Source organism: Chitinophaga sp. OAE865 (assembly GCF_040546735.1).
Classification (GTDB): Bacteria; Bacteroidota; Bacteroidia; order Chitinophagales; family Chitinophagaceae; genus Chitinophaga; species Chitinophaga polysaccharea_A.
In genome coordinates, this window is sequence record NZ_JBEPOF010000001.1 from 7,586,732 (window position 1) to 7,610,950 (window position 24,219).

The following is a 24,219-nucleotide window of genomic DNA, read 5'->3' on the forward strand; positions in this document are numbered from 1 at the left end:
TTTTACTTTATTTCCAATCCGGGTTTTGCACAAGTTTAGGGTTTAATACCAGCTCATTATACGGTATCGGGTATACGTACTTGTAATCTTCCCACTGACGCTCAATATTGCTCAGCCAGATCAGGTTACCACTGGTGCCGGCAGATAATTTGGTCTGATCATCATCGATCAGGAAGTAATACACTCCCGGTACTTTTGTAGCAGGTGTTTTCTTTACAAAGGATACATCGGGTTTTCCATCTTCATTCAAATCCATCAGGGCGTCCATAGCTGGCACATACAAACCAATATAAGGCTTCAGAAGTAAAGGTCCAAGTCCCCAGCGTACCAGGTCATAAAAACGGAACCCCTCCAGGATCAGCTCTATCCCTCTTTCGCGGCGTACTTCCAGTAACGCGGCATCTGTTACGCTTGCGTTAACATTCGGGTGCGCTGCTTTATCCCTGAAATAATCAACGAGGTAAGGGTCCGCTGTTAATGGCATATCAGTATTTTTCAAACCTGCACGTGCTCTTAACAGTTTTATGGTGGTATTCCAATCGTCTGCGCTCAGCACGCCCAGTTCTGCCCTGGCTTCTGCTTTATTCAGCAATACTTCTGCATAACGGATAATGGGCACAGAGTTATTGTTCTCTGCTACTCCATCTGTGGCCTTTGAGTCCATGGTGAATTTGAGCGGCTGGTAACCAGTGTAGGTATAAGTAAAATCAGGCGGTGCAATTTGCCCGTCGCGGCTGTACTTCCCCATGCGGATGGTTTGCTGCAAACGCAGGTCCCTGTTCTTTACTTCTTCATTGAAAGGCAGGTTATCATAACCGGGCGTATCGGTAAAACGGCTGCCATCAATATTCAGATAGGTATCGGTAAATGTTTTCACCAGGCTGATCCTGTTGCCATAGGTGGCACTGGTAAAATACCAGTTGGCATCATTGAATACGCGTAAGCTCTTATTGCATACATAAGCCAGGATCACTTCATTTGCATTGGGTGTTTCGTTGATGAACAGGTTGCGGTAATTCATGGTGGGGTCGCCACCAGTGTTCAGGGTATACAGGCCGCTCCTGATCACTTCATCTGCAGCGCTCACTGCGGCATTCAGCCAGGTATCCGCACCGGGCACACGGGTACCGGGGCGGTGCTTGCGGTAAGTACCTTCAAATAAACATACGCGGGATTTATACGCCAACGCTACCCAACGGGTGATCTGTGAACAGCTGTTGTCTTTCTTGTTACGTATATTGGCACAGGCAAAATCAAGATCCGCCAGGATGCTGTCCATTACTGCAGCGCGGGGATCGCGGCCTTTATACAGGTCAGGATCATCAATGGTCATGGTTTTGCCGTACCAGGGCACATCGCCAAAACGCTTTACTTTTTCAAAGTAAAACATAGCACGGAAAAAACGGGCAACACCTGCATAATGGTTTTTGGCTTCGTCGGCAATCTTCGCCTGACTGTAATGCTCCAGGAAATAATTAATGTTGCGCAGGTCGCCCCAGCTCCAGCCGGTGGATTGTGTAGCGGAATATGCATCACGCTGGATAAAGGTATTTACATCTTTTCCGGCCATATAATCGCTCATCACATCTCCCCTGATAATGGCATTGCCATCAGGTAGTATCTTATAGAAAGAAGTAGCATACAGCTGCAGATCCTGTTCTGTATTAAACGCATTGCCGGGATCCAGCTTATCAAACGGCTTCAGGTTAAGGTCTGTCTTACAAGACATCATCGCCAGGATCAATAAAAGATAAATACTATTTTTCATCTTCATAAAAATTAGTCATTAAAAAGTTACGCTTACGCCAACGGTGTATGTTTTCAGCATCGGGTATGCCATTCCGTTACCTGCACCAATGCCTGCGGCATTGTTATTCAGCTCGGGATCGGAGCCCTCAATCACTTCAGGATCCAGCGTTTTCATGATACGGTACAAAGGCGACCAGGTCCACAGGTTCTGACCTGTAAAGAACACCCTGGCATTTTTCATTTTGATCCTTGAAATCCATTCCTGTGGCAGGTTATAACCAACAGTGAGGTTCTTTAAACGGATATAGGCTACGTTCTGCACGTACTTTGATTGCTGTACGGTAAGCTCTGCATTGGAATTGAGCGCCGTGTAACCCCGGAAGCGGGGGAAGTAAGCATCGGGATTGGTTTCCGACCAGCGGTTATCCATGATCTCCTGCGGCATCCAGCTATAGGGACGGTTGTATTGCCCCCAGAAAAGAGAAGCATCTGTACCCGGCCACCAGTCGCGCTTACCAATACCCTGGAAGAAAAAGCTCAGGAAGAAATTATTCCAGTTGGCGCTACCGGTAATACCAAAGGCATAACGCGGCTCTGTATTGCCAATCACCTGCTGATCGCCCGGTTTATCCACGGTACCATCGCCCTGGTCTATTTTTTTGTTGCCGTCCAGGTCTTTGAAACGGATATCACCAGGTAACAGTTTGTTGGCGTTGGATACGCGGATAAAAGACTGGTCTATACCGTACTTATCAATTTCATCCTGGCTCTGGAAATAACCATCATTTACAAAGCCCCACATATCTCCCACACGCATGCCTTCGTAATAAGTATTGATCAGCTTATTGGGGTTATTGAAACGGGTAATGTACGACTGGTAATCAGACAGCACCACACCCAGTGAATAAGCGAAAGGTTTGCTGCCGGCCTTAAACTGGTCGGACCAGTTCACCGATAATTCCCAGCCCTTTGTTTTCAGATCGGCATAGTTGCCTTTTGGCACACTGGCTCCAAACACAGCAGGAACAGGCAGTCCCACGGTAAACATGTTAGTGGTGTTGCGGGTATATTTATCAAAGGAAACTTTTAACCGGCTGTTCAGCAGCGCTATATCTATACCGCCATTCAGCGTAGTGGATTTTTCCCAGGTAAGGCCATTGGGAATTACGTTGGGCTGTTGTGTATAATCAGGGATCACACCATTGATGGCCATCTGCAGTCTGCTTACGGTCATGGTTTGCAGGAACTGATAAGGATTTACGTTACCATTGCCCAGCGCACCATAGGAAGCTCTCAGCTTCAGATCGCTCACTGCTTTGGGCGATACGTTCCAGAACTTTTCCTTCGATACGCGCCACCCGGCAGAAGCAGAAGGAAAAAAGCCAAACTGCTGCGACTCGGGAAATTTGGAAGACCCATCGTAACGGCCATTCACTTCCAGCAGGTAGCGTTCATCATAGTTATAGTTCAGGCGGAAGAAACCACCCAGCGTACGCCACTCATAACCACCGCCTGTAAGCACATAGTTAAGACCATTCATCAGCGAAAAATCGGGCATACCCGGATTGATCAAGCCATCATGCTGGTAATACCTTGATTTGAACAAGGTGTTTTCATAATTGTATCCTACCAGTAATTTGAAAGTATTTTTTGCAACGCGCTGTTCATAATCCGCATACAGGTTCATACCGGTGTAGGTGGTGCGGTCGTTTTCTTCATTCATTTTGCTTTCTCCGCGGGTGAGCGTTTGGCCCGGCGCTTTGCTGTACGGCACCGGGGTATACAAACGGGTTTCCACGCTGGAAGTATAGGCGTAAGTGAAGTCGCCGTTTACATGCAGTTTATCATGCAGGAAAGAAGTGGTAAAACGGGAAGTGTTTCTCAGCATCAGCTGTGTCTGGTCAGAGTAATTATTTCCCGTTAAAAAGCTGCCGAATACGATAGCTGCGTTCTCTGTAAGCGAGCCATCAGGGTTCTTCAGCATCGCAATAGGGAATGCTTCATCCGAAATCCTTCTCCATACCGGCGTATTGCTGGGATGGTTGAGGATAGGGAAAAAATAAGTGCGTTGGGAAAAGTCGAAGTTGTTTTCCAGCTTCAGCCAGTCGAACGGCCTTACCGCTCCTTTTGCCCTTACGTTATACATCTTGAATTTATCGGGATTGTAACGGAAAATCCCGTGCTGCGACATATACCTGCCGGAGAGATAATATTCCGATTTGGCATTGCCGCCGGAGGCGGACAGGGTTTGTTCTGTACCAGGGTTCTGGTCTGCATACAGCTCTTTGAACCAATCGGTATTACCATAATAAACATAGTTGCCTGTAGCCGGGTCGATGTCTGTTTTTGGCAGGGAAGGATCGTCGTTCCTGCGTTTCAGCTCATCGAGGTAGTCCAGTGAAAAAGGGAATACGCTGTTGGCTTTAGCGGGGTGCGACTTATAATCATTCCATGCGTAATAGGCCTCATCAAAATTTTTGGCCCACTCGTAACCGTTGGTAACAAAGTTGGGTTTCACCGTACGGTCGTTCAGCGAATAGTTACTGGAATAAGTAAGCTGTGTGTTATTCTTCGCGGGATTTTTTGTGGTGATGAGCACTACGCCAAAGCTGCCGCGGGCGCCGTAAATAGCAGCGGAAGCCGCATCTTTCAATACAGTCACGCTTTCAATATCGTTGGGGTTTAATAAATTCGGATCTCCGGGTACACCGTCGATGAGCACCAATGCGCTACCGCCGGCGCCGATGGAGGTGGTACCTCTCACGTTGTAGGTGGCTCCGCGGATGGGCTTACCATCCGTGATACGTATATTCAGATTGGGGAGTACTCCCTGCAAGCCTTTAGTAGCGCTGGTCATGGGCCTGTTCTCAAATACTTCCTTTCCAACCTGGTCTACCGCACCGGTGAGATTGATCTTCTTTTGGATACCATAACCTACCACTACTATTTCACTGAGTGCAGCAGAAGATTCTTTCAAAACCACGTAAAGCGATTGTTCCTTTTGCGGGTCCAGGCTGTTTTTGGTGATCACCTGCGTTACGTAACCCACATAAGCGATGGTAAACACAAATGGTCCCTGTATGTGGGAATCGTCAAAAGTGAATACCCCTTTTTCGTTGGTAACAGCAAAACTTTTCAGGCTATCGGGTCCGCTTTTCAGCTGTACAGATGCGCCTGGTATAGCCTGTCCTTTTTCATCTTCAATTAAACCTTTGATCCATGTTTTCTTTTGCGCCTGTGCCGGCAGCAGGTTGATAAAAGCCATCAGGAACAGCAGGCTGATAAATTTACAGCCCTGCAGAAGCCTGTTGGAGTGGTTCAGGGGCAAAGCTCCGCCCTTCACTAGCAGGTAGCGATGTGTCATAAAGCGCAAATATTTAGTTAGTGATTTTTTTCTATACGGTAACCTGTATTTGTTGATGTAATTTTCAAATCGTGCAGCATCGCAATGCGGTGCAGCACCTGTGCAAGTGAATCTGTATCCCGGATTACACCGGAGAAGGCGATATCGTTAAAGGTGTTTGTTTTCAGTTGTATGTTCACATGATATCCCCTGGAAATAGTATCAAATACGCCGGATAAAGGCACCTGGTCAAATGTAGCGGCAAAGCCACGTAAAGCGCCATAGGCAATGGCGGGCGAAACAACCGTTTTTCCCGGTGTGGATTGTAAACGGGCCATCCCGGTAGCCATATTGCAAACAAGTGCCTGGCCTGGTATGAGGTAGCGTACCTGCTCATTGGTTTTCACCATTACCTTACCGGTATGCAGTATTACTTTCACTTCTGTTTGTTTGCTTGTAATGGTAAAGCTGGTACCTAATGCGGTGGTGGATACCCCTTCGCTCCATACCGTAAAAGGCATGGGTGCATTGGGCGCAACATTGAAATAACCCTTACCCTTCAGCTGAACTATCCTGTTCTTTGCGCCAAACGGATTGGCAAAACGGATTTCTGCATCCCTATATAATATTACTTCTGAGCCATCCAGTAAATGAAGCATCCGCCGGGAGCTGGTAGTATTGGCGATCACGGTGCTGTCGGGCTGCGCCAATTGCTGCCTCACTGTTACTTTTCGCACCGGCAGTGATGTGGTGCGGAATATCCACAATGCGCCCGCGCCTATAATCACGGCAGCAGCAACAGCCGCGGCCCGGCGCAGGTAAACTATACGGTTTTTGCGTTTTATACGGGAAGCTATTACGGCATACATCTCACTTCTTTCCTCAGCAGTAAAAGCGTTTGCTTCCGGTGCTTGCTGTTGCTCATACCAATGATCGTACTCTGCCTGCTCCGCTTCCGTAGCAGTTCCGTTCAGGTATCGGTCCAGTAAATATTGCAGGCGCGATGGCGTCATCAGTATGGGTGTTTGCTATACTTATCACATAAACCGGCATTTACCCCCACTCCGTTTTCTCAAAAAAGATGGAATTCATATTTAGTTAACATTGGAGCAGTTGTTTACTATAAGTTAACATAGAAACTTTTGTCCAGTAGATATCTTTGCCACCAAAACTGAACGCTTATCTGCTCTACTGGTCAACATACATGCGATACGCTATGGCAGCAAGCCAGGAGCGGCGATACCAAAGCCTTTGAGAGGTTATACCAGGCAACGGTTATTGCGCTCAGCAACCAGGCATTCCGTATCCTGAAAGACCGTGAACAGGTGAAGGATATTATACAGGATGTTTTTACCAGTTTATATCTCAGGAGAGATGAACTGCCCGGAGATGTTAACATCAGCGGGTATCTCAACAATGCCGTTAAATACAAGGTATCCAACCAGCTTCGCAATAAATTACTGAAAGAAAACCACCACCAGGTGCTGATCAGGCAGGCACACCAGCAGGAGGTGGCACAGCCTGTTCAACTGGAACAGCATGAGCTGAAAACCCGCATTGCCTGCAGTATTAATACATTGCCGCAAAAATGCCGAGAGGTGTTTATGCTCAGCTACTACGATAACCTGGGCTACAAGGCGATTGCACAGGAAATGGGCATTTCTGTAAAAACTGTGGAAAAACATATGAGCAAAGCCTTGCAGGTATTGCGCAGGGAGCTGAAAGAAGAACATTACCTTGGTATGCTGCTGGTAGCCATGAGCGTTTGCAGCGGCTTATAATTTCCGCAATACGTGGGGAAAAAGACCCTACTGTAATGGAGCTGATTCTCCTTCCAGGTCTGCGGACCGATCCCCTGAAACTATCTCCACATAAGCCGATCCACCCTTTTCAACATTCCCGGCACGTATTGGTATAATGATTGCCTGAAAACATATGAACCGTTTTGGATGAACCCATCCGCAATATTATCCAACTAAATGCACTACTATGGCACACCTGGAAGTTCAACCCAAAAAGAGGAACCTGGCCTGGCTATGGCTCATCCTGGGACTCGTTGTTATCCTGGCTATCATGTTCCTGCTGATGCGCAGTGGCAACAATACCCGCCATGACACGATTATTGCTACCGACAGTATGTCAAACACCGTTGCACCCGCAACAGACACCGCGGCTAAGCAACCATAACCCGGTGTTTCACCCGATTCTTCATCTCAAAAAAATATTACCATGTCTATTACTGAAGCTAATCGTCTTGAAGAATTAAGCGGCAGCCGGTTCGAGGTTGCCGATGGTCAGCCTGATGTCAGGCATTGGGAAGTGGAAGACCTGCACGGCAATAAACTGGGGAAGGTAGATGACCTGTTATTTAACCCCGCTTCCCGCAGGGTGCGCTACCTGGTAGTGAACCTTAAAGGTAACCGGCTGGGACTTTCAGAGCGGAAGGTATTATTGCCCATTGGTGTAGCCATCCTGCACGGAAAAGATGATACCATTTTATTACCTGAAGTTTCCCATATGCAGATCAATATACTCCCGTTTTATGAAAAAGGAGTGACTGTTACACCCGATATTGAACAGGATATACGCAACGTATTTGTAACGCCGGGAGCATATAATGATAACAATAGCGACTTTTACAACCACGAACAGTTCAACCAGGAAAAATTCTACGGGTTGCGCTATCCGGGAGATAACCGCGTATAGTACTTGCCTTATATAGTCCGTTATGCGTTAGCCCGCAAAAAAGATAAAGCTTCCGGCCGGAGGCTTTATCTTTTTAATTGCAAATATGTTTTATTTGTATATAAATTAGTCAGATGAAATATGTTTTGCTGTGTGCTTTTGTGTTACTTTCTTTTATTGCCCGGAGCCAGCAACTGGTCAGTTACCGCGATACGGCCAATCATTTCTCTGTAGGAATTCCTGCGGGATGGCAGGTGACCAGAAACAAACAGATCCCTGCGCTGAAATTGATGGCAAGGCGGCTTTCGGCCGACAGCGCCCGCTTTGAACCGGAAAATTTCAATATTAATGTGATTGACGAGCCCCGTTCCAACGTGGATGCCGTTACCAAAAAACTGCTGTATTATATCAGCCGCAACCCTTACTTCAAACTGGTAGATTCCGGTAGTATTGTCCGCAATGGTAAAAGAATGATCTGGCTGGATGAAATACATGTGGAAGAAAACAGGCCAGATACATTTTTCGCCAGCGTTTTTATTGATTACTCTGATAATAAAACCTACCTGTTAACAGCTACCACGCTTTTGCCATTTTCCGCCGCCTATACGCCCCTATTTCACCAGGTGGGTAATTCCTTCCTTACAGGCAGGGCAGCGCGGAAAGAACGTCTTAAAATAACATTGCCGGCCGGTATAAAATGGATCATGATCACAGATACCGAAGTAGACAATCTCGCTACCCGGCAATTCCTTCCTGCGGACGAAACGCCACAGCAATGGACCCTGCTCCTCAATAATATGACCATGGAAAATGCACGGATCGATAACATCGATCTTGCAGTAAAAAACTTTTCTGACGCCGCAGCAAAAAACGCCTCACAGGCCAAAACCACCCTGCTGGGAAAAGAAAACAATCCACAGCGGCGCTGGGCTCTGTTCAAGGTGGAAACACCCGGTGCGGGCAACCCCGAGTCGCAACTGTATTACGTAGTGCAGGGGCCTAAATCTTTTCATGCGGTGTTCATTGCGCAGAAAACAGAAACCCTTCCGGCTGCATTTATCAGCAAATGGAGCGCTGTTTTTAAAAGCAGTAAGGTGGTATATGAATAATTATTACACATTTACTGTGTATTTATTTACGCAGCCATTTCCCACTTCTCTTGTAAATCAAGCCTTTTTTTAGTGGTGCGATGTTTGGGACCTTATCCTTAAAACATTACTTATGACCACAATTCCCAAAACGCCAGGGCCGCTCCGCGAAGATGAAATTCAACCGGATGATATAATTAATCAACGGCAACAGCCGGTGCCCTCAAAGGGCAACCAGGATGAACAATCAAGACGGGGAGAAGACAACTCCGATGATTTACTGGAGGAAGAAGAGGATGATGTACAGGTAGATGAACTATTGGAAGAAAGAGATATTACAGACGAGGATATAAACCAGAACGCACTGGAAGAAGATGATTCACCAAAGAGACCGCTGGAGTGAAAATAACAAACGGATACGGGTACTACGCCCCGTATCCGTTCGTTATTTTAATATTTACTTGTAAATTTCAATTTGAATTTTACCGTCTTTCGTAACGGCGCCACGATACATACCTTCAGTATTGAAAGACATGGTCATGTTCCCTTTTTTATCCAGGGCAATAAGACCACCGTCGCCGCCCATATCTCCTACTTTCTTTATCACTGCGTTACCTGCCTGCTGCACAGAAAGCCCTTTATATTCCATTAAAGCAGACAGATCATAAGCTACCACGTTCCTGATGTAAAACTCTCCCCAGCCGGTGCAGGAGATGGCTGCTGTTTCATTGTTTGCATAGGTGCCGGCCCCGATGATCGGCGAATCGCCGATGCGGCCGTACTTCTTGTTGGTCATACCTCCGGTAGAAGTAGCTGCCGCCAGGTTGCCCTGCTGATCCAGCGCCACAGCTCCAACGGTACCAAATTTATAATCCCTGTTCTTAATACCGAGCTTCCCGGGATTCGTATAGGCGTTGGATTTAGCCGAAGCCAGCGAATCTTCCCGGATGGCCCGTTGCAGGTCCTGCCAGCGTGTTTCTGTTCTGAAATAAGAAGGATCTACAATTTCCAGCCCAGCTTCCCTGGCAAATTTTTCTGCACCCGGTCCTACCATCATTACATGTTCCGATTTTTCCATCACGGCCCTTGCCGCGCTCACAGGGTTACGCACGGTGGTAACACCCGCCACCGCACCTGCCGCTTTCGTTTTACCATTCATGATGGCTGCATCCAGCTCATTGCGCCCTTCGTGGGTAAATACAGCGCCCTTGCCTGCATTAAACAGGGAATCGTCTTCCAGCACCCTTACGGTAGCCTCTACCGCATCCAGGCTGCTGCCGCCTGATTGCAGGATCCTGTACCCTGTTTCCAGCGCTTTCTTCAACGATGATTTATAAGCCGCTTCCTTTTCGGGGGTCATATTCTTTTTAAGGATAGTGCCCGCTCCGCCATGGATCACCAATACATAGGAAGATGTTTTCTGTTGTGCAATTACGGGTAAAACAAAAAACGCCGCCAGGAAAAATAAAATACCAAACCTGCCTTTCATATCAAACTTTATTAAGAGAATAATCAAATTGCTTTCTTCTTCAACTGCCCTTTTTCCACCCACCACCAATACCAGGTACCGCCATTGGCTTTGGCCGGGTCAAAGTCTGCTACCTGGAAACTGCCGTTACCGGTATCGCTGGCCTGGATCTCATATACTTTCAGCGCTTCCCCGTTGTGATTCCATTCCAGCGATTGCCCCGGTTCACAAAGTTCAGGTTTTTTCAAGCTATCCGACAAAATGAAATAAGCCTTACTCACTCCAAACACTTTCGCCATACCTGTTTCATCAATACATACCGCTGTTTTCTCATCCGGTGCAATGCCTCTCGGGAAAATTCCATGGTCTTTCACAATACGGCTCATAAAGGTAACATGCCTGCCAGCACGGCCACGTTTTACATAATGCTGGTCGCTGATCACCTGGCTCAGGAAAGGCGCATGCAGAAAATCATTATTATACAGGGTTACCAGCGGATCATACGGGTTGGCCAGTACGGAATCCGATACGGCGCTGCCGCCTTCTCCACTGTAGTAAAGCCCGCTTAATATGGCGCAGCCTGCACTGGTGCCGCCCACAGGCGCTTTCTTTTCCTGCAGCAGGTAATTAATGGCTGCATTCACTTTGGTGCCTCTCCATTGGTTCATGTAGCGCGACTGATCCCCTCCGGCAATAAACAACATTTCCGCATTACGGATAATATTGGCCACCGTGTCATTATTGGCCAGTTCACGGGTAGTGATATTCAATGTTTCCACGGAGTTCACTTTCCCCAGTGAGTCGATATCATGGTTATAACCGCCGTTGCCGGAAGCCGTGAGCACCACTACGTCTCCACCGCCGCTGCGGTCAATCATCCATTGAAAGGCCCCGTTTACATTACCCCCGCCGCCAATGAGCGCTACGCCGCCTTTTACCGGCGTGGTTACATCTGCCGTATCGCCGATATAGCCAATGGAGGCCGGGCGACCAGGAACAGTGGGCAGTTGGGGATCGCGCATTGTACATGCAGTGGAACATATAGCCGTTGCTGTTAGTATTGCTGTTAGTATTTTCATCAGTATCCCGGGTTTTGTTTCATATTTTTGTTGGCTTTGGTTTCCGCATCAGGAATGGGGAATACATATCCTTTCTGGCCTGGTTTCAGTAACACTGCGCCCAGTGCGTTGATGGCGTCTTCAGGGTTACGGGTAACAGACAGCCCTCTTCTTCTCAGGTCAAAAAGACGCTGTCCTTCAAAAGCCAGCTCCTTAAAACGTTCTGTATACAAAGCAGTGATCAGTGCATCTTTGCCGGCAAAGATTTGTGGTGTATAACCTGGGATACGGGCAGCACGCAGTGCATTCAGGTCATCGGCGCCAGCGCCTGTCTGGTTCTTCTCTGCCAGCGCTTCCGCCCTGATCAGGTACATTTCACCGGTCCTGAATAACTTGATATCGGCCAGGCCGAGGCTACCGGATGTACCGGCGTATTTATTCACCAGGTATTCGGAGTTGCCTGCACCACGGGTATCATCAAACCGTATGTAGGCAGGATAACGTACATCATGGGTTTTATCGAACAGGTTGATCAGCTCAAAGGAAGGAACATATAAAGCTACATTCCGGTTAAAGTAAACGCTGCCGATCAAACCATCGTTGCTGCCGGCAACCTGTTTCAGTTTCCAGATCACTTCACTTTCCTTTGTATCTTTCCAGATACCCGGGAAATCGGCAGCAGATGCCAGGGGCATAGCATCAATGGCTTCGGTGGCATAAGTTACCGCATCGTCCCATTTTTTTTCATACAGGGCCACTCTTGCCTGGATAGCTGAAATAGCCGGTAGCGTGATCCTTGTGTTATCATCAAAATCAGCAGGCACCAGTGTTTTGGCCAATTGCAGATCCCTTTCAATAGCGGCAGCCACTTCTCCGAAAGTATTACGGGAAGGAAAGCTGTTAACGGCAGTATCCATATAAGGCACACCCATGGCAGCAGGCTCATATGCTTCCGCATAGCTCTGCAATAACTGGAAATGGCAATAGGCGCGCAGCGCCAGCGCTTCTCCACGGTATTGGTTCTTCAGGGTAGTTTCCTCATCGCCTTTGGCGGTAACGGCGCCCATAGCGCCCAAAACGCGGTTGGCACGGTCGATGGCCACATAATATTCCCCGAAGGAAGCGGTGATAGTAGTATTGCTGGGATCTATCCGCCAGCGGTAAGTAGCTACGCCGCCGCCTGTACCGTTTTCACTGGGCAGGGTGCATTCATCTGTGATCAGCGATATGCCGTAAATGGTATTGTAAGTGAGCCCGGAATAGGCGCCGAGCAAACCTCCGTTCAGGTCGTTCACTGTACGGAAGGTTCTTCCCGGGTCAATGATACTGTCGGTGGGCGACAGGTCCAGTTGTTTGTTACAGGCGAGCGTGCTTACCAGCAACGCGAGTGCCAGGTATCTGAAAGTATATTTGAAAAAACGGATTGTCATGAGCTCAATAATTTAAAAATTAACATTCAGGCCAAAAGTGTAGGTTCTTGCGTTGGGGTAATCAAACCTGCCTTCGCCATTGTTATTTTCCGGGTCAAAACTTTTCCATTTTGTCCAGGTGTACAGGTTCTGTGCCTGCGCAAATACCTGGATGCCCTGCACAAATCTGATATGGGTCATTATTTCTTTCGGGAAATTATAACCGATGTTCACATTCCTCAAACGCAGGTAAGAGGCGTCCTGGATATCTTTGGAAGAGAATCCCCTGCTGGCGTCAAACTTAGGCAGGATGGCGTTATCGCCTGGTTTCTTCCAGCGGTCGTACAACATGCGCACTGATTGGTTACTGCTGGCAAAGCTGGGGTTTTCGTTGTAGTAATCTTCATTGAGATAGCGCATGGTTTTATCCGCAAACGTAAACAGCGCATTCAGGTAAACACCTTTCCAGGTAAGACCGGTATTAAATCCGCCGGTAAAAGGAGGAATATAGGTACCAAACTCAGCTACGCTTAAAGCTGTTTCATTGTAATCGCTGGTTTTCTTACCGGATCTGTCGTAGTACAAAGGATCGCCTGTTTGCGGATCCACGCCGGCCCATTTAGGCGCATAGTGGGAGCCGTAGGGAAGGCCTACCCTTACGATCTGCGTGGTGCCCTGCGTAAATTCGCCGGAAGCGCCCAGGTCGGTGATCACATTTTTGTTATACGCAAAGTTCACCCCTACCGACCAGGTGAAATCTTTTCCCTTCACAATATCTCCCTGCAGATCCACTTCTATACCCCTGTTGCGCATAGCTCCTGAGTTGAGGAACATGGTGGAAAACCCGGAAGTAATAGATAAAGGTTGTTCTATGAAGAGGTTATTCGTTACTTTATTATATACATCCGTTACCAGGCGGATGCGGTTATTCATTACGCCCAGGTCGAAGCCCATGTTAAATTCCTTCGCATATTCCCAATCGTAGTTGGGATTGCCTGGCTGGTTAGGCACAATGGCCGGGATACCGCCATACTGGTCGGTTCCGTAAGTACGGAAGTAAGCAAAAGGCCCCAGGTTGGAGAATGGATTGGCAGAAGTACCATAGCTGGCCCGGAAGCGAAGGTTATCCACAAAGCTCACATCTTTCAAAAAATTCTCTCTCTTTACCTCCCATCCAATACCAAAGGAATAGAAGCCATGCCAGCGGTTATCCGGTGGTACAGTAGAAGCGCCGTCGTACCTGTAACTGGCATTCAGTGTATATTTTTCATTAAAGGTATACCGGCCTACGCCAATGTAAGAGGCCAGTGCGCTTTTAGTGCGGCCACCACCCAGCAAAGGGCTGTACGGCGAGCCGGGTGTAATGGCCGCAGGTGTGGCGGGCAGCCTGTCGTCCAGGTCATAACCGGTATAATTAAATGCACGGTAGTTATTTTTGGTAAACTCAAAATAACCTGATACTTCAAAATCGTGTTTACCTGTTACTTTTGAATACGTTAACCCGGAAGTGCTTACCAATGTAACGTTCCTTGTTACGCCTTCTCCAAAACTACCCCTTCCGCCATTATCCACTTTATAACCGGAATAGGAATCCGGGTTCACATAGCGCTCTGTGGTAGTTTCTCTGAAGTCGATGCCCAGCCTGGTTTTCGCTACCAGTCCTTTTGCCAGTATATAATTCAGTGAAGTACCTATAATGCTTTTCAGCTGGTTGTCTTTACTGCTGGTATTCAACAATGCTTCCAGGGCATTACTGCCTTCGCGGAGATCATACACAGGGTACACATCATCATTATAGTTGGTTACCAGTGTACCATCCGCCGCATATGGGTATTCATAAGGCAGGGCGTAGTATACGGCTGCCAGCGGGTTGCTGCCGCTGCTGGATGCTTCCCTTTCTATAAAGGAAGATTCAGAATAGGCAAGACCCACGTTGATATTGGCGGTTAATTTACCGGCATTAAAATCGAGGTTATTCTTAAAGCTGTAACGTTTCAGTTCAGAGCGCCTGGCAATACCTTGCTGGTCGTAGTAATTTACGGAACTGTAAAACCTCACATTGTCGTTGCCACCGCTCACGCTCAGTTGTTGTTCCTGGAATTTGCCTGTTTGCAGGAAAATCTTCCGCCAGTCGGTGTTCGTATTCCTTAAGCTGTCGAGTATATGATCTGCTTCCCGTTGTTCGGCCGGGGTTTTATTCGCGTAGTCAGGGTTTTTACTGGAGAACTCCCAACCGGGCCCCAGGTTGGCGCCGGTTTCCAGGCCTATTTCCTCTTCAAACTGCAGATGCTCTTTGGAATTCATCATCTGGAATTTGGGAGTGGTCATATTGGAAAAACCATATTGCGATTTATAGGATACTGCTATTTTGCCGGATTGTCCTTTTTTGGTGGTGATCACGATCACCCCATTGGAGCCACGGGATCCGTACAATGCTTTCGCGGAAGCGTCTTTCAATACGGTAACGGAAGCAATATCTGAAGGATTGATCCCCTGGAACTGGCCGGCTTCAATGGGAATACCATCCATTACATATAAAACGGAGGAACTGCCATTGATAGTACCTACACCACGAACGGTAATAGTGGCGCTGGTGCCGGGCTGACCGGAACCGGCAGATACTACCATTCCTGGTACACGGCCCTGTAGTATCTGGTCGAACGTGGCCATGGGCACCTGTGTGATCTTATCGGCACCTACAACGCCGGCAGCGGCGGTGGATTTATCCCTCGCATAATTCGTATACCCGGTAACCGTTACCGCATTCAGTGTTTTCACATCCTCTGTTAATACTACATTGATCTCACGCCTGTTGCCGATGGTTACCTGCTGGCTAACATAGCCCACCAGTGAAAACTGTAGCGTGGTAGCGTTATCCGGGGCAACGAGTGTGTAAGCGCCGTCTGAATTGGTTAGCGTTCCGGCGGTGGTACCGGTAGCACGGACGGTTACACCCGGTAAGGGCAGGTTATCCAGGCCCCTTACTGTTCCTTTGATAGTTATATTCACGGCAGCAGCTGTACTTTCTGTGCTGGCATATACTACCACCAGCCCGTCTTCTTTCAGGGTATATGCCAGGTTGGTACCTGCAAATGCCTGTGAAAGCACTGCATCCAGCGTGGCTTCTTTTGCCGCAACGGTCACCTTCCTGTTCTCAGGCAGTGTTTTATCGTGGAATACAAAACGGTAAGCCGTTTGATGTTCCAGTGTTTTCAGCAATTGTTTGATACTTGTTTCTTTTACCTGCAGGGTGATCGTTTCCTGCGCGAAACAAATAGCCTGCACCTGAAGGCAGGTCAAAAAAAGAAGAACAGTCAATTTCATAGTAAGCAGCAATTTGCCGGCGGGAACAGGTTTCCCTTTCCATTCCAGGAATACAAGTTTTAACATACCTTTGATGTTGGTTTAGTTAATGATCATTCAGGACATTTTCTGGACTAATTCCGGGGGAAGTGTGCCAGCACTTCCCCTTTCTTATTTGGTTGATATATAAATTGTTTATTTACTGATAATGATTTCCCCGTTCACCATTTTAAAGTTGAACGGATAAGATAACTGCAATGCATCCAGTGCTTTCAGGATCGTTTCACTTTCAAAGGTGCCGGAATACCGGTATTGCTTCACGGCTTCATCTGCAAAGGTGACTTTAATGCCATACCATTTCTCCAGCTTGCCGGCTATTACTTCCAGCGGCTCATTTTCAATTTCCAGGCGGTTCCTTACCCAGGCTATTTCCCTGGCTTTATGGTTCACCGGGTCCGCATCGAGCGGCACTATTTTAAATGGGGCAGCTGGTGTGGGCAATGTAACTGCATTCGTTGTCAGTTTCTGATTTGGTTGTAATACGATCTTTTCTTCCGGTTTGCCGGCCAGTGTAACTTCCACCTTGCCTTTAAACAAGGCGGTTTCCGCCTCATGGCTGCCGGCATAGGCGCTTACATTAAAAACGGTGCCCAGTACCTTAATATCAAAAGCGGCGGTATGCACTATGAAAGGGTACTGCGCATGTTGTGTTACATCAAAAAAAGCCTCGCCCGTAAGGGTAAGCTTCCTGTTGGCTTCATTAAACCCGGCGGCCAGTTCCACAGAACTGTTCTTCCGCAGAATAATGGAGGAGCCATCAGGCAGCACTACTGTTTTACGGGGATCGTTGCCGGCATTGATCACAATGCTTGTGTTGGGAGATGTGATATCTGCCGGGATCTTATACCGGTTGAACAGGTAAATAGCGCCAGCCAGCATTACCATCCCTGCCAATACAGCGGCATATTTAAATAACGAACTGGTTCTCCTGGCGGAAGGAGAGGCATTTCGTTCAGGTGTTTCTTCCAGGGCCATATGGAGCAAATCATACCGGGCAATGCCATCTTTGAGATGTTTGAGCTGTTCCAGGCGGCTGCCCTGGCGGGCAGACAATACCCCGATCATATACCGGGCTTCCTGTACAGCAGCCTCCTTTTCAGGATGACGGGCTATCCAGCTCTCCCAAAATAATACATCGGTGTCATTCTCCTCCAGGCAATAGCGCTGGAAAGATTCATCACATGCAAAATCGGCGGCTTCGAAATCCAGGAAATTCATGTAGGTAATGCCTTTGATTATACAGACGGCAAAACCGGCCGGTTTTCCTAAGGTTTTCTTAATTTTTTTTTAGGGAGATGGAAAACGCCTGTTGCTGAAGTGTTTTCCTTCATGATTTAATGACATCATAGTTTGCTAAAGGAGATGGGGGCACACTTGTTACTTCAGCATTTTCCTCAGGGATTTAATGGCATCATAAATGGTATTGTAGGCCGTTTTCACTGTTTGGGAAGTTTGTGCAGCGATCTGTTCATACGACATTCCCTCAAAAAATTTCAGCCGTATCAGCTCTATCTGCCGGGGAGTAAGCGCCTTCAGGGCCTGTTGCAGCCGCTGTTTTAATTCTTCATCCTGTTGTACCTGGATGATAATTTCTTCATAAGATAATTCGCTTTCCGCTTCTTTATCGGTCATACGATGAATAGCAGCATGGATCTTCGACTGGTAGGCCAGCTGATCCAGTAACTGTCTTTTCAATGCGGTAAATAAATAGGCAGGTACATTGGTCACTTCGGGCAGTCCCTGGTGCCGGGACCACAGCTGCAGGAACAACTGTGTAATACAATCTTTTACCAGCTCATCGCTGCCGCATACTTTTAATCCAAACCTCAGCAGGTGTGAATAGGTATTATTATACAGTGCAAACAACGCCTGTTTATCGCCGTTTCTCAGGCGCTCCCATTGAATATTATTGTCTTCTTCATAAGACATAAAAATACAGGTCGTTATAATGTTGATGGTGCAATTTCCTTCATCAGCTGGCGGATGGCTGCTTCCAGCTGCTGATCCTTTCCCCTGGTGATATCCCCCGGCAGATTATTCACCCGTATATCCGGTTCCGTCTGATGATTTTCCAGGTAATACCCTTCCCTGCTTTTCACCCCCAGTGAAGGTACGCTCCAATGGAGATTACCGTCGGGCAGTGTTTCTCCTGTCATGAAGGTACAGCTTCCCGGCACCGGCATTCCTACCAGCTTGCCTATATGAAGATACTGGTAATCGAACGCGAAACAGCTGCCATCGCTGTAGTTGGCTTCATTGGCAATCACTGCTGAGGGCTTTGTCCACCGGAAGCCCGGCTCAATGCTTTCCACCTGTGAGTCCGTAGTATTTTTTCTTACCTCCGTGCCGGTCAGCATCATGTTCAGATCTGAGGCCAGATCACCTCCGCGGTTAAAACGGGTATCTACTATAATACCTTTACAACCTGCATACCGGCCCATTATTTCGCTGTAGGCATTGCGATAGGCAGCGTCATTCATCCGGTATAAATGCACGTATCCCAGTTGCCCGTTACTGCTGCGCGTTACTTCTTCGCTGTTGCGTTTTACCCATCTTTTATACAGCAGCTCGCTTTCCGCATCCCGTGAAACCGGCGTTACGGCTATATCACGCAGCTGATGGCCATCATTGATAGTAAGCCGCATATTTTTGCCTGCCTTTTGGTTGAGATATTGGGAAAGATCTTTGTCTGCCGCAATTTCCTCCCCGTTTATAGCCATGATAAGCATTCCCGGTTGCAGGCCAAATGCTTCCTGGTCCAGCGGCCCGGTGGGGAGTATTCCGGTTATTTTCACACCGGCACCACTGTAAGATACATCGTAACAAATACCCAGTGAAGCCGTTTCTTCTTTCTCTTCAGGAATATTGCTGCCTGTTGCGCCGCTATGGCTCACGTTCAGCTCTCCCAGCATTTCGCTGATCATTTCCGCCAGTTCAAAGTTATTGGCAATATGTGGCAGGAACTGTTCATAATTCCGGCCATATGCTTCCCAATCGGCCCCATGATAACCGGCGGTATAAAATGCTTCTTTTGTTCTTCTCCATATATGTGAAAACATCGCCTGCCGTTCCGCGGCCAGGTCTGCTTTCATGCTGTCATTAATGGTAATGCTATGTTGCGTCTGACCCGTGGTATCCAGTTGCAGAAGGCGGGCATCTGCCACCAGGAAAAGCTGCTGTTGTGCAGTATCCCATTGCAGGGAGGCATCTTCCGCCTTTACCGACAAAGGCATGGCGGATGTTTTGGCTGGTATATCCGTTATCCATAACTGGTAAGTAGCGCCGGCTTTTACGAGATAATATAATTTATTGCCGTTTTTACTGAGCAATACATCCCCCAGCATTGCTGAGGAAGGCGTAAGTTTTGTGATCCGTTCAGCTTCTTTAAAATCAGTGCCGGTAAACGGTAACGCATATACGTCCTGTTGCCGGCCGCTGCCGGAAGAAAACCCCCGCAGTCCGTTCCGGTCGCTTTTCCAGATCATTATTTTCCCGTTCATTGCCCATTGTGCACCTTCATCGTTAAAACCGCTTTGCGTAATATTTTGCAGGCTGCCCTGGCCATCGGCTGGTACCAGTCCTATTTCCTGGTTACCGGCGCCAGGCTGGTTATATTGCACCAGCAAATATTTGCCATCGGGGCTCCAGCGGAAGTACTGGTCATGATCTTTACGGCTGAACAACGATGCTATGCGACGGCTCTTCCCCGAAGCGATGTTATATATCTTTAACGTAACCCTGTTCTCGATATAAGCCACTTCTTTTCCGTCCGGGGAATACAAGGGCTGGTAATTTTCCTGTCCATTGGCCAGCAACACCGTTTCTTTTCCATGCTGCAGATCCGCTGTGCAAAGCTGCCAGCCATGGCTGGTTTCACTGGCGTACAGTACTTTTGTGCCATCCGGTGAAAAGCTCAGGTCTGCCTCTTCTCCGGGTGTATGCGTCAGTTGCCTGATAGCGCCATGAGCCATGGCGGCGGCAAATACATCTCCCCTGAAAATAAAACCAAACTCCTTACCGGACGGCGACACTACGCCGTATTTAATATGATCCGCTACCGGTACCACCTTTATATTTTCTGTGGCCTGGTTGTTAATTTGAATATATACTTTTTCAGGGGCGGCGCCCGGCGTTTGCAAATAAATATCCCCGTTGAAACCGAAGCACAGCAAGCCATTGCCGGTTGCGCTCAAAAACCTCACGGGGTAATCCTTAAATATGGTCAGTTGTTCGGGCTTCGCAGGACGATCCAGCCACAAACGGTATACATTAAAACTGCCGCCTGCTTCACTCAGGTAACAGATAGCCTTTCCCTTATTTGTAAACACGGGGGATCTGTCTTCCCCGGGAAAATCCGTTAGCTGCCTGTATACGCCGCTTTGCCTGTTATACAGCCATATATCTCTTGCCGCAGCGGATACCTGGTGTTTACGCCACTGGTTCTCCCGGTTTTTCTTATCATGATAAACAATGTATTGCGGGCTGATCTTTGCATCTTCTGCAGGAACAGCCAGCAGTTGTAATACCCGGCTACCGTTCACGGGTACACGATACAGCTCAGGCTGTGCCTCTGAGGGGAACTGCCGGCTATCCGTTGCATCCATTCTTGCTCCTCCGAAAATAACCTGCTGATCATCTTCACTAAAATCATACGGATACTCGTCAGCGGAATGAAAGGTGAGTTGTTTCTCATTCCCGCCGCTGGCATCTACCAGGAAAATATCTGCGTTACCATAGCGATCCGACGCAAAAGCAATATTGCGGCCATTATGGCTCCATACAGGCATCCATTCTTCCCCATTGCCACTGGTTAACTGCACAGCAGTACCACCGGTAGCAGCTACCTTATATAAATCGCCTTTATAGGTAAATGCAATTGTTTTTCCGTCAGGAGAAAGAGAAGGATAACGCAACCAGCGGGGAGGATTCTGGGCAAATAAATATTTCCCAAAACACAAGATAAGCAAAGAAGTTATCAGTCTTTTCATTCGCGATGCATGAATGCAGTTTGTAACAGGCCGGTTAAAGATACAAATATATAATTCATATTTCCGGCTGAAACATGCCTGCTATATGCCCAGCATCAGGGGCTCTTCTTCCGTTTCCATTTCTTCGCGGGATGTTAACGGCGCATCGGTTATTTCTGTAAGCAGCAGGGTATAACCCAGCAATAATACAATCAGCAGCACCTGGTATCTTAGTACAATAGGTGCAGCAAAAACGCTGAATGCAAAATTCAGTGCAATGAAAACCCAGCATAACAACAGCGCTACATTAAATTTGCGACTGGTTTTCCGGATCCCTTTTTTAACAAGATAACGGATGGTTTCTTCCAGGAACAACAAATGACAAATAACGATCAACGAAGGGAACAGCGACATGAGTGTGCTTTGCAGATCGTTGTATTTACCTTCCGGCTTAGGTTTATCTCCATTTTTGAAAAAAGCAGCTACATCTTTATTCACCAGGTTAATTACCGGCCGGTTATAGCCGCCCAATACTTCCAGCTCCGGCAATAGATAAAGCTTCGCATTGCCGAGCAGGTAGTAACGGGTAAAATCCCAGGGATACTTCCTGATCATATAATTGCCGTATTCACTACACAGGGGTGCTACTGCGCTCCAGCCGGCGTATACGTCTTTGTCTTTATGCGCCAGTACATAATCCCTCAACATTCCCTTCTGAGGCCCGTTCATATCCCACATAAAATACGACCCGTCAGACACAGCGATCTTTCTTGGCAACTTCTTCACCGCCGTAATATAATGATACACGGCTTTATGCGTTCCTGCAAGCTGCGCCGGTACTCCCCCTGAATCCAGCGGTATATACTGCAACATGTACATGGCATTATTCATGATCTGCCAGCCACTGAAAGCAGAGAAAATTTTCACCCCGGAATGTTCTGCAGTTTTCTGACGGGTGAATATCACAAATGAAACAATCAGTACCACGGGCAGTAAAATAGCTGCTATTTTCTGCCAGGGCCGGTAGGCCGACAGCAGGATCGGTATCAGTGCTACCAGCGGGTAAAACATGGCATTGTACCGTACCGTAAATGCATACCCTAATAATACTCCATGAAATACCAGCAGCAATGTGGTAGGCTTATGCAGGACCCATAGCAGCAGGGTAATCCATGTAAGGCCCAGCGAAAGGAACAAGGCATCAGAAATAAAATAATTGCTCAGGAAAGGGAATAAGGGATTAATCAGCAGGAACACATAAAACCCATACCGGAAGTAACTCTGCGGGTTAAAAATGTAACACACGCTAAAGTAAAAGAAAAATGCACTGGCTTCCAGCATCGCAAACTGCACTGCCGCCAGCATGGTTTCCGAACGTGAAAACTGGTGAAACAACCACAGGAATTTGGAATAACCCACCGGCCAGAGGTTATAGTTCCTGTTCTGTAAAGCCGTTTCCATATAGGATCCTGTATCAGAGGTAAAATCCATATAAGGGAAGAAATGCTTAAATATGATCATCTTCATTACCGCAATAACAACAGCCGCTGCCAGAAGCAGGCTATTACGCCGGTTGCTGAATATAAACGCGCCGAAACCAGGGGATGGGGTGGATAGTAATAACATAGCCAGTTTTGAGGGATTTACAGATGGTTACAAGTATAAAGGAAGCCACTGAATTGGGGAGTCAGTGCATGATTTCCAATGTTTTAAAGAACTTTTTCCCAGAAAAAGGGATTAAAAATTTGGTAATTATCGGAAATGTTATAATTTCGCGGTCCTGAATTGCTATTGCCTGATAGTATAACGGTAGTACGACAGACTCTGACTCTGTTTGTCTTGGTTCGAATCCAGGTCAGGCAACCAAAAAAAGCTCGCTGAACGGCGGGCTTTTTTTATTGGGAAAAAGATGGATGATAGTATCACGTGATACTATCATCCATCTGGGAAAAACAACATTCCTGATCACTATTTTGCTACACTAAAACGTAACTCGTACTCCTTCCTCCTGCATCTTCCTTCTTCAATACGCCTTTTTGTACCAAGTCGTTTATATCCCGTACAGCGGTATCAGAAGAACATTTGGTAATCTTTGCCCACTTTGAAGACGTAAGTTTTCCAGTAAATCCATCGAGTAGTTTAATAAGAATATTCCTTTGCCGCTCATTAAATGAAGTGTCTTTATGTTTCTCCCAAAACCTGGCTTTCTTTAAAACATTAACAAGAATATCATCAGTGTTCATCATCGCACGATAGAGGCATGCGAGGAACCATTCAATCCACCCGGTTATATCCAGATTGCCCTTTTGCGTTTTCTCCAGTATAGCATAATATGCATTCCTATCCTTCCTGATTTGGGCGGACATACTGTAAAAGCGCTGGTTGTTATTATCCGAACGCGCAAGTTGCATATCCGCAATAGCCCGGGCTATGCGACCGTTGCCATCATCAAATGGATGTATTGTAACAAACCATAAATGAGCAATGGCAGCCTTAATGATCGGATCATAATCCACATTATGGTTAAACCATTCAAGAAAAATGTTCATCTCACCGGATAGTTTGCCCGCTGCCGGCGCTTCATAGTGAACTTTTTCTTTGCCATAAGGACCTGAAACCACCTGCATAGGAGCTGTATCAGGATTGTTCCTCCATGCCCCCGTTATAATTTTTCTCATTCCGCTTCTCCCTGTAGGAAAGAGTGCAGCGTGCCAGCTGAACAGCCTCTCATCATTGAGTGTACTTTCATATCGCTGGGTGGCATCCATCATCATTTCTACAATACCTTCCACTTCCCGGTCCGCATATACAGGGCTGGCAATATCAATTCCAAGCCTTCTTGCGATAGATGATCTCACCTGATCGGTATCAAGAATTTCTCCCTCTATTTCACTGGATTTCAAAACGTCTAACGTAAGCGTTTGCAAAGAGGCCTCTGTTTGCAGATCAAAGCCAAGACTTTCCATATAGCCTAATATTTTTCCCTGGCGAAAGCGTACCTCCGCCAACTGATCTGACAATTTCCCCGCATCCCATATAAACTCAGGCCATCCAGGCTGTTGATGAATATACATTTAATCACCGCATTT

17 protein-coding genes and 1 tRNA gene are annotated in these 24,219 nt (G+C 47.3%); 6 read left to right on the forward strand and 12 right to left on the reverse strand.

The window, feature by feature from the left end; genetic code table 11:
• Positions 1–7: 7 nt before the first annotated feature.
• From ABIE50_RS30240 to ABIE50_RS30250, 3 genes are read right to left on the reverse strand one after another with little or no spacing between them, the layout of a single operon-like run.
• The gene (locus tag ABIE50_RS30240; protein WP_354028244.1) at positions 8–1,768 is read right to left on the reverse strand and encodes a RagB/SusD family nutrient uptake outer membrane protein; all 1,761 of its coding nucleotides are present in this window, start codon (positions 1,766–1,768) and stop codon (positions 8–10) included.
• An 18-nt stretch (positions 1,769–1,786) separates the two neighbouring features.
• On the reverse strand, positions 1,787–5,113 hold the full coding sequence (locus ABIE50_RS30245) for a SusC/RagA family TonB-linked outer membrane protein (protein WP_209862634.1): 3,327 nt from the start codon (positions 5,111–5,113) through the stop codon (positions 1,787–1,789).
• A 17-nt stretch (positions 5,114–5,130) separates the two neighbouring features.
• Positions 5,131–6,105: a FecR family protein gene (locus tag ABIE50_RS30250; RefSeq protein ID WP_209862637.1), complete on the reverse strand. Its 975-nt coding sequence runs from the start codon at positions 6,103–6,105 to the stop codon at positions 5,131–5,133.
• Between the two features lie 168 nt (positions 6,106–6,273).
• Here ABIE50_RS30250 and ABIE50_RS30255 point away from each other — a divergent pair, with 168 nt between their 5' ends.
• From ABIE50_RS30255 to ABIE50_RS30275, 5 genes are all read left to right on the forward strand, one after another.
• Positions 6,274–6,873 carry an RNA polymerase sigma-70 factor gene (locus ABIE50_RS30255; protein WP_142686140.1) on the forward strand — a complete coding sequence of 200 codons (600 nt, stop codon included), beginning with the start codon at positions 6,274–6,276 and terminating at the stop codon, positions 6,871–6,873.
• A 208-nt stretch (positions 6,874–7,081) separates the two neighbouring features.
• The gene (locus ABIE50_RS30260; RefSeq protein WP_142686139.1) at positions 7,082–7,279 is read left to right on the forward strand and encodes a hypothetical protein; all 198 of its coding nucleotides are present in this window, start codon (positions 7,082–7,084) and stop codon (positions 7,277–7,279) included.
• Between the two features lie 42 nt (positions 7,280–7,321).
• Positions 7,322–7,798 carry a PRC-barrel domain-containing protein gene (locus ABIE50_RS30265; RefSeq protein ID WP_209862640.1) on the forward strand — a complete coding sequence of 159 codons (477 nt, stop codon included), beginning with the start codon at positions 7,322–7,324 and terminating at the stop codon, positions 7,796–7,798.
• A 113-nt stretch (positions 7,799–7,911) separates the two neighbouring features.
• Entirely contained in the window at positions 7,912–8,886 is a 975-nt protein-coding gene (locus ABIE50_RS30270; RefSeq protein ID WP_209862643.1) for a hypothetical protein, read from the forward strand.
• Positions 8,887–8,998: 112 nt separating this feature from the next.
• Positions 8,999–9,268 carry a hypothetical protein gene (locus ABIE50_RS30275; RefSeq protein ID WP_209862646.1) on the forward strand — a complete coding sequence of 90 codons (270 nt, stop codon included), beginning with the start codon at positions 8,999–9,001 and terminating at the stop codon, positions 9,266–9,268.
• A gap of 54 nt (positions 9,269–9,322) precedes the next feature.
• Here the strand turns inward: ABIE50_RS30275 and ABIE50_RS30280 are convergent, their stop codons facing one another.
• The 8 genes from ABIE50_RS30280 to ABIE50_RS30315 form a co-directional block, all read right to left on the reverse strand.
• Positions 9,323–10,354, reverse strand: coding sequence for an isoaspartyl peptidase/L-asparaginase family protein (locus tag ABIE50_RS30280; RefSeq protein ID WP_142686135.1), 1,032 nt, complete (start codon positions 10,352–10,354; stop codon positions 9,323–9,325).
• Positions 10,355–10,377: 23 nt separating this feature from the next.
• The gene (locus ABIE50_RS30285) at positions 10,378–11,412 is read right to left on the reverse strand and encodes a cyanophycinase (protein WP_209862649.1); all 1,035 of its coding nucleotides are present in this window, start codon (positions 11,410–11,412) and stop codon (positions 10,378–10,380) included.
• Positions 11,412–12,821: a RagB/SusD family nutrient uptake outer membrane protein gene (locus tag ABIE50_RS30290; protein ID WP_209862652.1), complete on the reverse strand. Its 1,410-nt coding sequence runs from the start codon at positions 12,819–12,821 to the stop codon at positions 11,412–11,414. Before ABIE50_RS30290 ends, ABIE50_RS30285 begins: the two co-directional genes overlap by 1 nt.
• Positions 12,822–12,833: 12 nt before the next feature.
• Entirely contained in the window at positions 12,834–16,190 is a 3,357-nt protein-coding gene (locus tag ABIE50_RS30295) for a TonB-dependent receptor (protein WP_209862655.1), read from the reverse strand.
• Between the two features lie 108 nt (positions 16,191–16,298).
• Entirely contained in the window at positions 16,299–17,381 is a 1,083-nt protein-coding gene (locus ABIE50_RS30300) for a FecR family protein (RefSeq protein WP_209862660.1), read from the reverse strand.
• Positions 17,382–17,540: 159 nt separating this feature from the next.
• Positions 17,541–18,092: an RNA polymerase sigma factor gene (locus tag ABIE50_RS30305; protein WP_209862663.1), complete on the reverse strand. Its 552-nt coding sequence runs from the start codon at positions 18,090–18,092 to the stop codon at positions 17,541–17,543.
• 14 nt (positions 18,093–18,106) lie between these two features.
• Complete coding sequence (locus tag ABIE50_RS30310; protein ID WP_209862666.1) at positions 18,107–21,151, reverse strand: S41 family peptidase; 3,045 nt, start codon at positions 21,149–21,151, stop codon at positions 18,107–18,109.
• Between the two features lie 81 nt (positions 21,152–21,232).
• The gene (locus ABIE50_RS30315) at positions 21,233–22,756 is read right to left on the reverse strand and encodes a glycosyltransferase family protein (RefSeq protein WP_209862670.1); all 1,524 of its coding nucleotides are present in this window, start codon (positions 22,754–22,756) and stop codon (positions 21,233–21,235) included.
• 166 nt (positions 22,757–22,922) lie between these two features.
• Here ABIE50_RS30315 and ABIE50_RS30320 point away from each other — a divergent pair.
• A tRNA-Gln gene (locus ABIE50_RS30320) sits at positions 22,923–22,996 on the forward strand.
• A 110-nt stretch (positions 22,997–23,106) separates the two neighbouring features.
• On the opposite strand, the gene ABIE50_RS30325 is transcribed toward ABIE50_RS30320, so the two are convergent.
• Positions 23,107–24,204, reverse strand: a complete 1,098-nt coding sequence (locus ABIE50_RS30325; RefSeq protein ID WP_209862673.1) for a Fic family protein — start codon at positions 24,202–24,204, stop codon at positions 23,107–23,109.
• Positions 24,205–24,219: the final 15 nt, after the last annotated feature.